The sequence below is a fragment of the Candidatus Pseudothioglobus sp. uisw_142 genome, from assembly GCF_059512465.1.
This window is the reverse complement of sequence record NZ_CM183452.1, coordinates 733,918-747,213: the sequence shown is the minus strand read 5'-3', so window position 1 is coordinate 747,213 and position 13,296 is coordinate 733,918. Positions and strand designations below refer to the sequence as shown.

Annotated in this window: 12 protein-coding genes; all 12 read right to left on the bottom strand. The window is 36.0% G+C overall.

The window, feature by feature from the left end; translation table 11 throughout:
- Window positions 1-8 precede the first annotated feature (8 nt).
- The 12 genes from AC5YGB_RS03805 to uraD all read right to left on the bottom strand — a co-directional run bounded on the left by AC5YGB_RS03805 (window position 9) and on the right by uraD (window position 13,292).
- Window positions 9-938 (bottom strand): ABC transporter permease, encoded by a 930-nt coding sequence (locus AC5YGB_RS03805; protein ID WP_020025794.1) that lies wholly within the window; start codon window positions 936-938, stop codon window positions 9-11.
- 5 nt (window positions 939-943) lie between these two features.
- Window positions 944-2,014, bottom strand: coding sequence for an ABC transporter permease (locus tag AC5YGB_RS03800; protein ID WP_020024108.1), 1,071 nt, complete (start codon window positions 2,012-2,014; stop codon window positions 944-946).
- Window positions 2,011-3,510, bottom strand: a complete 1,500-nt coding sequence (locus tag AC5YGB_RS03795; protein ID WP_496137891.1) for an ATP-binding cassette domain-containing protein — start codon at window positions 3,508-3,510, stop codon at window positions 2,011-2,013. Before AC5YGB_RS03795 ends, AC5YGB_RS03800 begins: the two co-directional genes overlap by 4 nt.
- A complete protein-coding gene (locus AC5YGB_RS03790) occupies window positions 3,507-4,601 on the bottom strand; it encodes an XdhC family protein (RefSeq protein WP_496137890.1) in 1,095 nt (364 codons plus the stop codon). The genes AC5YGB_RS03795 and AC5YGB_RS03790 overlap by 4 nt, the downstream gene beginning before the upstream one ends.
- A 10-nt stretch (window positions 4,602-4,611) precedes the next feature.
- Window positions 4,612-6,867 (bottom strand): xanthine dehydrogenase molybdopterin binding subunit, encoded by a 2,256-nt coding sequence (xdhB, locus tag AC5YGB_RS03785; protein WP_496138012.1) that lies wholly within the window; start codon window positions 6,865-6,867, stop codon window positions 4,612-4,614.
- Window positions 6,868-6,942: 75 nt separating this feature from the next.
- Window positions 6,943-8,421 carry a xanthine dehydrogenase small subunit gene (gene xdhA / locus AC5YGB_RS03780; RefSeq protein WP_496137889.1) on the bottom strand — a complete coding sequence of 493 codons (1,479 nt, stop codon included), beginning with the start codon at window positions 8,419-8,421 and terminating at the stop codon, window positions 6,943-6,945.
- Window positions 8,421-8,765: a hydroxyisourate hydrolase gene (uraH, locus tag AC5YGB_RS03775; protein WP_053820231.1), complete on the bottom strand. Its 345-nt coding sequence runs from the start codon at window positions 8,763-8,765 to the stop codon at window positions 8,421-8,423. Before uraH ends, xdhA begins: the two co-directional genes overlap by 1 nt.
- Complete coding sequence (gene guaD / locus AC5YGB_RS03770) at window positions 8,765-10,087, bottom strand: guanine deaminase (RefSeq protein ID WP_496137888.1); 1,323 nt, start codon at window positions 10,085-10,087, stop codon at window positions 8,765-8,767. The genes uraH and guaD overlap by 1 nt, the downstream gene beginning before the upstream one ends.
- Window positions 10,087-11,262 (bottom strand): urate hydroxylase PuuD, encoded by a 1,176-nt coding sequence (locus tag AC5YGB_RS03765; RefSeq protein ID WP_083071226.1) that lies wholly within the window; start codon window positions 11,260-11,262, stop codon window positions 10,087-10,089. Before AC5YGB_RS03765 ends, guaD begins: the two co-directional genes overlap by 1 nt.
- Entirely contained in the window at window positions 11,259-11,780 is a 522-nt protein-coding gene (locus AC5YGB_RS03760; RefSeq protein ID WP_496137887.1) for an ureidoglycolate lyase, read from the bottom strand. The genes AC5YGB_RS03765 and AC5YGB_RS03760 overlap by 4 nt, the downstream gene beginning before the upstream one ends.
- Window positions 11,781-11,782: 2 nt before the next feature.
- The gene (alc, locus tag AC5YGB_RS03755; protein ID WP_496137886.1) at window positions 11,783-12,781 is read right to left on the bottom strand and encodes an allantoicase; all 999 of its coding nucleotides are present in this window, start codon (window positions 12,779-12,781) and stop codon (window positions 11,783-11,785) included.
- Window positions 12,771-13,292, bottom strand: coding sequence for a 2-oxo-4-hydroxy-4-carboxy-5-ureidoimidazoline decarboxylase (gene uraD, locus AC5YGB_RS03750; RefSeq protein WP_496137885.1), 522 nt, complete (start codon window positions 13,290-13,292; stop codon window positions 12,771-12,773). The genes alc and uraD overlap by 11 nt, the downstream gene beginning before the upstream one ends.
- Window positions 13,293-13,296 lie beyond the last annotated feature (4 nt).

The following is a 13,296-nucleotide window of genomic DNA, read 5'->3' as shown; positions in this document are numbered from 1 at the left end:
TCAGCAAACTAAGTTGTTGAATGAAATATTCTACCCAAACAATTAGGAACTGTGCGATTTGTTTTATTTTTTAACCTCATTCTTAAACTAACCAGAATAACAATGGTAGCCAGGTAAGGTAGCATCGATAAGTATTGGGCACTAATCCTAATATCAAAACCCTGTGCATGAAGCTGAAGAACTGTAATTCCACCAAATAATACTGCACCTAAGATTACTCTAAACGGCTGCCATGAAGCAAAAACAACCAATCCTATTGCAATCCAACCTCTTCCAGCAGTCATCCCTTCACCCCAAATAGGTACCTGAACAAGGGACAAGAAAGCTCCACCAAGTCCAGCCATTGCACCGCCAAATAAAATCGCCATAAAACGATAAAGAACAACATTATGACCAATAGCATGAGCAGCATCATGGTTATCACCTATCGCACGCAAAATTAAACCTTGTTTAGTTTTAAATAAAAACCACCAAACTATATAAACCATAAAAAATGCAAGGTAAATAAGCGGATTAAGCGAAAAAAGCGATGGCCCTATGTACGGTATTTCAGACAGTATTGGAATATAGATTGGACCAATAAGGTCGATTGTTACCTCGGTGTATTCTCTTCCAGCAAATGCAGCAAAACCTAATCCAAAAAGGGTTAGTGCTAGTCCAGTTGCTACCTGGTTGGTGAGTAAAAATTGAGTTAAAAAAGCGAAAATTGAGGCAATTACCATTCCAGCTACAAGTGCTGCAAGAACAGCTAAATAAGCATTATTAGTATGAGATATAACAACAAAACCAAGAAGAGCTCCGACAATCATCATACCCTCAACACCTAGGTTTAAAACTCCTGAACGCTCAACCAATAGTGCTCCTATAGCCGCAAAAATAAGGGGCGCTGAAGCCACCATTATTCCAATAAATATTTCAATTAACAAGTTTTCAATCATAGTCTTTAATTATTTTTTTTAAAAAGGACAACTTTGTATTTAATTAATATGTCGCATGCTAGAAAATAAAAAAGAAGCATGCCTTGAAAAATTTGAGTTATTGAGCTCGGTAAATTGTAATCTATTTGAACATTTTCACCTCCCACATAACTGAGCGCTATAAGTAGCGCCGAAAATAATATTCCAACGGGATGAAGCCGTGCTAGAAAGGCTACAATAATTGCAGTGAAGCCATAAAATTGAGGCAGACCCGGAGTGAGCTGCCCTGCTGGACCTGATGCTTCAAATAAGCCAGCGAGTCCCGCCAAACCTCCAGAGATCAATAAGGAGTACCATACAGTCTTATTATCATCAAAACCTGCAAATTTAGCTGCTCGAGGTGCACTTCCAGAGATTTTAATTTGCATTCCAAACATATGCTTCTTTATTCCAAACCATGCTAAGAATGAGAGAAGAATTGCAACAATCAAGCCAATATGTAAGCGGGTGCTTTCCCAGATGATAGGCAGCATTGCGCTATCATGAAACATTCGACTTTCTGGAAAATTAAAACCTGATGGATTTCTTAAGGGTCCTTGGAGCATAGCTTGTAAAAACAATACAGCAACATAAGTCAACATTAAGGTTACAAGAATTTCATTAACCTGATATTTGATACGAAGGAAAGCAGCGATACTTGCATAAAGCATTCCACCAAGAATGCCAGCTATAGCCATCAATGGCAAAAGCCAAAAGCCTTCAACATTATAGAAATACAGTCCAACGGCGCCACCCGCAATACCGCCCATTACAAATTGACCTTCTGCTCCAATATTCCAAATTCCGGCTCTAAAGCCGATCGACAAACCAAGTCCAATAATCATCAATGGAGTTGCTTTGACTAGGAGCTCAGAGAAATAGTATGAATCCAGAAGGGGCTCAGCAAATAATGTGAAAAATACGCTAGAAACTGGAATATCTTCTAAGATAAAAAGGAAGATGACTAATGCAGAGAGTGCAGTAAGTGTAAGCGCAATGATTGGTGATAATATGATCATCGCTTTTGAGTTTTCTGCTCTTGGAATTAGTTTGATCATGATTTATGACCTCCTACCATCAGCTGTGAAATTTTCTCTAAGCCACCTTTTTTCATATCGACTGCTTCTGAAAGACTACCCTCTGAAAGAACATGAATTTGTTCACATAAACTTAAAATTTCATCCAAATCTTGGGAGATAATTAAAACTGCAGAACCTTGATCTGCCAGCGATATTAAAGATTGATGAATGTTGTTAGCTGACCCTGCGTCAACGCCCCATGTTGGCTGAGCAACTATTATTATTTTTGGTTTTCTAATGAGCTCCCTTCCCACCATAAATTTCTGTAAATTTCCCCCAGATAAGGATTTGGCAAGCATTCTACTTGAGGGAGTTTGGACATCAAAGTCACTTATCACTTGATCTGAAAAACGCGTAACAGCCTTCCAATCAATAACACCATTCGATGTCATTCCTTCAGACTCTGGTCGACTCAATAACATATTCTCATCAAGTGTCATATCTGGAACGGCGCCATGACCTAGTCGCTCCTCAGGAACAAAAAACATCGAAAGTTGTCTTCTTTCATGGGAATTTAGTGAACTAATATCTTCACCATCAAAAGTCAAAACATTATCTGCAGATGACTTTTCACCTATAAGAAGCTCCATTAATTCGTCTTGCCCATTTCCCGCAACTCCTGCAATTCCAACGATACTTCCTTGTTTCATTGTTAATGAGATATCATGCAAGTGAACGCCATACATATCATCACTTTTACGACTTAAATTTTTAATTGAGAAGATATCTGAACCAATATTAATATTAGTTCTGGCCAATTCTGTTAGTTTTTTTCCAATCATCATTTCAGCGAGCTCTTTTTGAGTGTGCTCTTGTGGAATGCAGCTTTGGACTAACTTTCCTCCTCTTAAGATTGTAGCTTCACTACAGATCTCGCGAACCTCTTCAAGTTTATGAGAAATATACAAAATAGCACAGCCATCATCAGCAAGTTTATTAAGTGTCACAAAGAGGTCAGAAACTTCCTGTGGGGTTAAAACAGAAGTGGGTTCATCCATAATCAGAAGCTTCGGATTTTGAATTAGACATCGAATAATTTCAACTCTCTGGCGCTCACCTACAGAGAGGTCTCCAACAACTTGTTGGGGATTAACATCGAGGCCATATTGCTTTGAGTATTTTAAGATCTCATCTTTAAAGTTTTCATTAAGACCCACTTTATCAAGGCCCAAGATAATGTTTTCTTCAACCGTCAGGGACTCAAATAAAGAGAAATGCTGGAACACCATTGCAATGCCATTCTCTCTGGCCTCAAAAGGACTCTTTGGACTGTAATTCTCACCAGCCCATTTCATCTGACCTGCATCTGGCATCAAGGAGCCATAGATAATCTTTACTAGGGTGGATTTACCTGCGCCATTCTCCCCAAGCAGTGCGTGAATGGATGAACTCTTAATACTTAAAGAGACATCGTCATTCGCCTTAAGGTCTCCATAAGATTTAGTGATATTTGAAATTTCTAATTGATACTTCATGATAATTCAGATTGTTTTTTATTTTCAATAAAATTAATCAAATCCATTGCTATTGTTATGGCAATAGAGGTGGGTGATTTTAAAAGTTTCTGTTTTTCACCAATCGGACAAGTAAATTTATCAATTACATCCTTTGAATAATTTTTTTGAGCAAAACGATCTCTAAATTTTCTCCCCTTAATCGATGAACCAATCATACCCAAATAACTAAAGTTATTTTGAATAATCATCTTCTCACAAATTTCAAAATCAATTTGATGGCTATAAGTAATAACCAAGGTATAAATCTCATTTGGTAAATCCGCCATACTAGTCAGAAAGTCATCACAAATAATATTAATTTGAGAGGTATCACCAACATATTGATCAAACTGCTCCTGTCTATCATCGATCCAATACAACTTAATTGGAAGGTTGATTATTATGGGCATCAACGCTCTAGAGATATGGCCCGCCCCAAAGACTACCACGTGCAAAACCTCGCTCGAGTTAACTTTCTCAAGTAAAACTTGAGCCTTAGTCTCTGAGTCATCCTCAAATTCAACGATAGTTGGGCTTTGAGCGCTCTGCATCAAATTTGAAGCGCTTTCCTCTATAAAGTTTGATAATTTTTTATTACCAAGAGAGGAGTAAAAATTGTTGTTTGTGTAAATACACTTTTGAGTACTTGAGTGATTTTTTTTATCAATATCAATGATGGTTGCCAAAATAAAATCTTCGCCCTTTTTATAGAGCATTGATACTTGTTCAATCCACGAATTATTATGACTTAAGCCTTCATCATCGTCTATAAAGCTTTCAAATAACACCTTAACATAGCCGCCACAACATTGCCCCAATGTTGCGCCTAGTGGATACTTGACGAGTTGCCGAGTATTCATTTTTTGACCTAACATCTCTTTAGCAAATGCAAGCGATTTAAACTCCAGATTGCCACCACCAATACTCCCAAATGAATTCTCATTCTTCGTGAAAACAATCTTGTCTCCATTAGTACATGGCGTTGAACCTTTTGTAGCAATAATGGTCAATAAAACAAACCCATTATTCAATGAAATTTCTGTTTTTACAGGGTCAAGCCAACTATCCATATCTTTCTGCTTATGACCGCTTATTCAGACTAAAAAATACTTCCTCAAAATTTGCAGGTGCATTTAGCCCTGTTTTATTTTTTTCATCTGCATTATAAATAGCATTTTTTAACGCAAGCCAGGTTGAGATAGCAAGCATAAGTGGGGGCTCACCAACTGCTTTTGATTTATGAATTGTATTTTCATGATTTGAAATATTTGGTTTAATTTTGACCTCAAAGTGTTCAGGAGTATCTCCTATTGCAGGTATTTTATAAGTTGAGGCGCCCATTGTTAGCAATGCTCCGGAATCATTCCATTTCAGTTCCTCAGAGCAAAGCCAGCCCATGCCTTGAATAAACCCTCCAACTATTTGTCCCATATCAATTGCAGGATTAAGCGAGGCACCAACATCATGCAAAATATCTACTGCTAAAAGTTTGTATTCACCAGTCAAACAGTCGACTATAACCTCGCTAACGCATGCACCATATGAATAATAAAAAAAAGGACGACCTTTTTGTTTAATAGCATCGAAATAAATCTTTGGAGTTTTATAGAAGCCATTACTAAATAGCTCAACTCTATTTAAATATGCTGTTAATACAAATTCGTCAAATGCTATCCTTTTCTTACCAACAGTAACAAAAGAGTCTTTAAACTCAATGTCATCATTAGCTTCACCATAGAAGTCTTGGGCAAAGACAGTTAAATTTTTCTTAATACGAAGGCAAGCCTCTCTAGCGGCCATTCCATTTAAATCTGAACCTGAAGAAGCAGCTGTAGGAGATGTATTGGGTACCTTTGCAGTCGAGGTTGCTGAAACCTTTACACGTTCTAAATTAACTCCAAACTCATTAGCAACAACCTGAGCAACCTTAGTAAATAGACCTTGACCCATTTCAGTTCCGCCATGATTTATATATATACTGCCATCTTTATAGATATTTACCAATGCCCCTGCTTGATTCAATAACTGAGTAGTAAAAGAAATACCAAATTTAACAGGTGAGAAAGCCAATCCCTTTTTGAGATATGTATTATTCTTATTAAAATTCTTAATACTCGCTCTTCTAGCCAAATACTGACTATCCTCTATGAGTTCAGTTGTAAGCTCATTAACAATATTATCTTCAACAACTTGATCATATGGCGTGACATTATTTGTTTCCTTTTGATAATAGTTTAATTGTCTAATCTCAAGTGGATCGACACCAATATTCATAGCTATTTCTTCAATAATATTTTCTATAGCAAGCATGCCTTGAGGTCCACCAAATCCTCTAAATGCGGTATTTGAAGCAGTATTTGTTTTGCATAGGAAGCCCCTAAAAGTAGCATTTGGTAAGAAATATGCATTATCAGCATGGAATAGGGCTCTAGAGACTATTGCTTTTGAGAGATCGAGTGAGTATCCACATCTTGCAGCAAGATCAACTTCAATTCCTAAAATCCTACCATCATCATCATAGCCAACTTTATAGTTCGCTTTGAAATCATGTCTCTTTCCAGTCATCAAAATATCATCTTTCCTTGAAAGCCTAGCCTTTATTGGGAGCTTAGTCTGGTTTGCAAAAATTGCACAAACGCATGCTAGCTGAGATGAATCAGTCTCTTTACCACCAAAGCCGCCTCCCATTCTTCGAGTAACTACTTCAATTGCATTCTGCGGAACATCCAGAACATGTGCTACTAAATGCTGAACTTCAGTTGGATTTTGAGTAGAAGAGTGGACTACCATTTCATTATCCTCTGTTGGAATTGCAAAGGCGACCTGCCCCTCAAGGTAATAATGCTCTTGGCCTCCAATAGAAATACTGCCATCTAGCTTATTTTTTGATGAGTCAATAGCCTTATTTGAGTCTCCTGTAGATACAATTATTGGCTCATCAAGAAAGCTTTTTTTAGCCATTGCCTGATCAATAGTTACAACTGCCTCAAGCTCTTTTACATCTGTGGTAATTAGCAGTGCCGCTGTTCTTGCGTTTTCATGACTATCAGCCAAGACAGCAGCGATTGCTTGACCATAAAATAAAACCTCTTCATCAGCTAAAATAGGTTCGTCATGTTTAATTGCCCCTATGTAAAGATTTTCTATGTCTTTTGCTAAGAGAATACTATGAACACCCTCAGCCTCCTTAGCGCTTGAAATATCAATCTTATTTATTTTTCCATGAGCGACCTCACTTAATGCAAAGGCGACATGAAGAGTACCTTTTGGAGCTGGCATATCATCAATATAAGCCGCACTCCCTTGGACATGCATATGAGCACTATCATGAGCAATAGATTCGCCAATTATTGAGCTTTTAAGCTGAGAAGAATTTTTGGTACTTTTATTAATTTGTCCTTACTCCCTAAATTAATTTAAATGAGTATATTCAGCAAGATTTTCGATTGACTCACCTAAATACATCAAAATAGTTTTTTTAACTAAGTTTGCAGAAACTTGCAATCGATATTCTGAAGACGCCCTTACATCAGTAAAAGGAGAAAATTCTTCATTTAAAACCTTATAAGATAATGAAGCTATATCGTCATTTTGCCAATGCTTTAATAAAAAATCTTCAAGTTTTTTTGATCTTTGAGGGATACCTGACATACCGCCAAAGGCTATCTTAAATGATTCTGGTTTATTGTTCTTAGATGAAATATTGATTGCCATACATACAGCTGAAATATCATCCTCATATCTTTTCGACATTTTATGAGTTATGAGTTGCTGATTACCATTTGGCTTAGGAATGATAATACTTTCAATAAATTCACCTTGTTGAATAACTGTTTTTTTATATGTAATAAAAAAATCTTCTAGATTTATTATTCGGCTATCAGCACCCTTTCTAAGCTTTAATTTTGCATCTAAAGCAATCAAAACTGGAGGCATATCTCCAATAGGTGAAGCATTAGCTATATTACCTCCAATAGTGGCCCAATTCTTAATTGGTAATGAAGCAAAACGTTGCAAAAAAGCCGCTAAGTCAGGCCAATTACTTATGAGACAAGAAGCGGCATCTTCATAACTAACTGCAGCTCCAATTTCTATCTCATTAGCACCATCTTTAATCTCTTTCAATTCAATAACCTTGTTAACGCTGACAATATGAGAGAATTCTTTCATTGACTGGGTAATTTCAAGGCTAAGGTCAGTTCCAGCAGCAATAATATTAGTTGATGTATTATTAATAAGAATATTAGAGAGCTCATCTATTGTTGAAGGAGCATCATATTTAATTGTTTTATTGCTCTTTTTAAAACTTAGACTTATATGCTCAGGATTATTTAATTTCCCTAAGATATCAGTAATTTTCTTCTTATTTTTCTTATAGTAGTCTAGAGGCTCATCATTTATGTTATCAAACATTGAAAATGCTGCTGCAATTATTGGCTTGTAGCCTGTACATCTGCACAAATTGCCTGATAGTGCTTCGTTTATTTGATGAAGATTTACAGAATTTTTATTTTGATATAAAGCAAATAAGGACATGACAAATCCAGGTGTACAAAATCCGCACTGTGAACCATTTTCTAGCACCATAGCCTTTTGAGAGGGATGGAGCTTATCATCCTCCATTAAGCCCTCAACAGTAACTAAATGCTTACCAACCAAACCATAGGCTAGCGCCATACATGTATTTATACTCTTGTACTCGATCTTACTAGTCTTATTACTTGTAACAATTTCACCAATAACAGCAGTACAAGCCCCACAATCTCCTGAACCACAGCCTTCCTTTGTGCCTACAAGCTGATTACTTCTTAACCACTCCAGAACAGTAGTATTTGGATTAATTAAACCAAGATCAGTTGGTGAAGAGTTTTGATTAAGCAAAAAATACATTAGCTTCCTCGATATGTTGAATAACTATAAGGAGAAATTAAAAGTGGCACATGGTAATTTTCACTTTTTTCACTAATACTAAAACGAATAATGACATCTTTTAAAAAAGGACAATTTATATTTTTTGCTTCAAAATAATCATTAACTATAAATTCAAGCTCATAACAACCCTCATCAAACTCTTCTTCTGACAGCAAAGGTTTATCACATCGACCATCTGTATTAGTTTTTGTTGATTTAATATGGGTTGAGCTTGTACCATCTCTTCGATATAAATTTATAACCACATCACTTGCAGGAATACCTGCCGAAGTATCTAATATATGAGTTGTTAGTTGTCCCATTATGCTTCCTTTTTTTTGTAAATATTTTGACCCAGAATATAGACCTCTTTAATTAGTCTATCATCTCCAAGGGTCATCAAATTAAACAATATATCGCTAATATTATTTGAGGTTTCAAGTTTATTCTTTATTAATTCTGTGGCCTTTAAATCAATGACAATAAAATCTGCCTCCTTATTAGAATCAAAATTACCAATATGATCTTCCATATTAAGTACTTTAGCAGCAGCTAGTGTTGTCAGATAAAAGGCTTTAACAGGATCTAAGTTATAGTCATTTAACCGACATATTTTGTAAGCTTCATTCATAACCTGAAACATTGAAAAGCTATCACCCCCTCCAACATCTGAAGCGAGTGCAAAATCTATTCCAAAGGCTTCTAATTTATCAACCTCAAATAAACCACTTCCAAGAAATAAATTGGATCTTGGGCATAGCGAAACTTTAGAACCCGAATCAGCAATGCGTTTATATTCTTCATCAGTATTATAAATACAATGACCAAAAACTGAATTAGTGCCAGATAAATTAAAGCTGTCGTAGACATCAAAATAGTTTTTTGAATCTGGGAAGAGTTCTTTTACCCACTCAATTTCGTCAATATTTTCATTCAAATGTGTTTGCATAAGCAAACCTTTATTTCCATTAGTATCTGAATACTCATCCAACAATTTAGCTGCCTGCTTAAGTTGTTCAGAAGAAGATGTAGGAGCAAATCTAGGGGTAACTGCATAACTCATTCGTCCCTTATTGTGCCATTTTTCAATAAGCTCTTTTGAATCAAAATAACTATCATCTGAATTGTCGCAAAGGCCTTCTGGAGCATTTCTATCCATCATCACTTTACCAGCAATCATTCTGAGATTTTTCTTTTCAGCAGCAGTAAAAAAAATGTCTACAGATTGCTTGTATGAAGTACAGAAAGTCATTGCTGTAGTGGTACCATTTTTAATGAGTTCATCAAGAAATAAATCTGCAACTGAAGACGCATAAGCCTCATCACAAAATTTTTGTTCTTCAATGAAAGTATATTTATTAAGCCAGTCTAAAAGACTCGTTCCATATGAAGCTATGACTTTGTACTGAGGGTAATGCACATGAGTATCAATGAAGCCAGGCATTATTAAACTATCCTTAAAATGATTTGATGAATTTGCATTTGGCCACTTAGAAAAAAGTTCATTAAAGGCACCAACTTCAACAATTTTTCCCGAATCAACATCAACAACCATTAGGCCATCCTCTATATAGATTGGCTCTACCTCTCCCCCACTCTCAAAACAGTGGTAAATTGACCCTCGATAGTGATTGTATTCAATCATTAATTTGCCTCAATCCAAATCCCTAATTTCTCTCTCTCTTCATCGGTCATATTTGTAGTGTTAATTATTGGCATAGCTTTAGATAAAACTGCTTGCTTATATATCTGATTCTTATGGGTAATAATATTTTCTTGAGTATCAAGCATTATGCCATTTGGCGCAATTGCAAATGCCTTGTTTGAAGGTTCTGCAGCGTGACAACTTACGCAGTGTTTTTCAATAATGATTTGAGCTTCAGCAATAGTTACTATTTCTTTATTCTGATTTTGATCTTTACTTTGTGATGGAGCCAAAACATAAATTAAAGCTAATGTTGATAATACAATTATGGCAATTAAACTATTTTTTGCTTTACCAACCCCCCTTAAATTAAAGTAATGACGTACCATCACTAAAATCCCAATGACAGCGATTAATACCAACCAACCATAATCACCACTATAAATCGTTGGATAATGTCCACTAATCATCATAAATAAAACTGGCAAGGTGAAATAGTTATTATGTCGAGAGCGAAGATATCCTGTTTTTCCAAGCTCTAAACTAACTTCTGTGGCGTTTTCACAAGCATCAACCAGCTTTTTTTGAACTGGAATAATCACAAAAAAAACATTTGCGACCATAACCGTTCCAACCATAGCGCCAATTTGCATGTAAACCGCTCTGGGATTAAAAATATTACTATAGAAATATGAAAAAAATGAAATCACTATAAATATGATTGCTATAAAAATTGCTGACTTATTAACCAATCTTGACTTACATAAGATGTCATATATAAGCCAAAAAAGTAACAAGCCTAATAAGCTCAACCCAATGCCATTTATTGCAGATATTGAGCTATCAGTAGCTAATAAATAGGTACTAGCATTAAAATAATATATAACTGAGAGAAGCGAAATTCCTGATAGCCAAGTAACGTACGCTTCCCACTTAAACCAATGCAATGGCTCTGGAAGGGTTTGAGGATATTTCTTGTATTTTTCTAGATGATAAAAGCCACCACCATGAACTGCCCATAGATTTCCAGCTATTTCATCTCTATTATTTAATCGATCAAGTTTATTTTCAAGCCAGTTAAAATAGAATGACGCCCCAATCCAAGCTATACCAGCAATTACATGGAGAAGTTTTAAAGCTAAATTAAGCCAATCCATTAGATATATTTGCATCATAAGTTAAACTCCAACACCACATTAATGTCATCAACAAAGACTTCTTCGCACTGCTCAATAGTATCAAATTCCTCATTATGTTTTCTGTCAATCACAATAAATTGTGAATTATCATTAATACTTATGAGTGGAAAATGCCAAACACCTCGTGAATAATTTATTCCTTGCTGCCCATTCGTAATAAAGGCCCTCAAGTTTTCAATGATAGGGCTCTGCGAAGGTGGCGCAACAACTACTATAAAAGGAGAAGAGTGCCTTGGTATGAAAGTTTGGCTAAAGTAAGGATGTTTTTCTAACATTGAAATATGCAGCGGAAATCTCCTACTCTTTGCGACAAATATATGAACACTCGTTTGACCTTTTTCCTCTAAAGTATCAAGAGTTGCGATATCTGAAAATTTTTGAGCAAAGCCATCATTGATTGTTCTGGACTCTTTACTTTCAATTGAAACGACCTCTCCAAAATCGGAAAAATTTTCAGAAGTTAATTTTTCTGGAATAAGTTTTATATTTTGCATAGTTAAATAAATTTACCAATAAATTTTAATCGAGCGATTCCACCATCCGGATAGATATCAACTCGGACATGTGTAAAGGGTTCGTTGTGCAAAATGTCTTTCATACCAAAAGTATGGATTTGATTCATCCCTAGTTTTTTTCTTTCCAGTAGCTTGGTCCAAGACTTACTACTTTCTATAATGCTAGCGTCTTCTTGATCAGAAATATTCGCTGTGGAAAGTGAAAATGTATGTGGAAAGTTACCCTTAAAAAATTTAGTGTCTACAATGATTTCCTCGACCTGAGCAGGCTTTGAAAGTGCGAGAACACCCCAGTCGTTTCCTGGCTTTCTTCTCCTTCTAGTTTCCCAGCCATCAGCCATGCTTAATGGCTCATGTTTTTCTAATACATTACTTAAGCAGCCAAAGTGCTCATCGTTTGCGTATAAAGCTCTAGCACCACTCTCTTTAGACAGAACGTTAATACCCTCAAAATTTGAGTCTCTCTCATCCTCCAAGAAATCACCATAAACTCTGAGTCTTGCAATACCTCCATCAGGGTGAAGTGTAACTTTTAAATGGGTAATTGGATTATTTGCTGCACATTCAAAACGGTTATGAGAATCACCCTTAATTTCTTTTTTGCCTAGAAGATCAAACCATTCTGTCACTGCACTACTGTCTACAACGAGATCATCGGTTGTACCGCCAGGAACAGAGCATCCCTGAATTGAAATTCCTGGAGCAAAATTTCCCGTGAAGTGGGTTGTATCAACATTAAAACCTTTGACAGATGCTTTCTTACCTAAACGAATAAAGCAAAAGTCATCCTTACCATCCCTTCTTCTTCGACTTTCCCATCCGTCCATCCATTTGCCATTGTCATCATACTTATCATCAATCCAAACTGGATCGCTCGGTTGGAGCATACGAGAAGAGTCAGCAAAGAATTCATCACTACAATAAATGACTTTAGCCCCAGTATCTGAGCAAGCAACATCGATGAATTCTTTATATTCCATAAATCTCCTTAATTCTAAGCCAAGCTATCTTATTAATTTCAATTAAAGCATTTGTCCTTTCTTCATCTCTAGAGTTATTCTTGCGCTCCAAAAAGGTTGAGATAATTTCGGTTTTATTTTTTTCTTTAACAGCCATAATAAAAGGAAAGGCGAACTTTGAAAAATACTCCTCATTGAGCTGTTCAAAAAGTTTAATTTCATCATCAGTGCAGTCACTGAGTCCTGCAGATTTTTGCTCAGTTGTAGAGAAATCTGTCAGCTCATTATTTTGCGCTTTTTTACCGGCCAATAGTGGATGTGCAGCAATCAAATCGTCCTGCATATAGCTATCTGATAAGAGCATAATTTCAGACAATATAGCATGAAATTTTTCAAGGTTGTTATATTTCTCATTCAAAGCTACGAGCTTTAAAGACTGCTCTACAAACCAAGGCGAATGCTCGTAAAGGTTTTCAAAAGTCTTTAGGTACTTTTCTGAGGAGTATGATGCTAAATCAGATGGTAGTTTCATAATC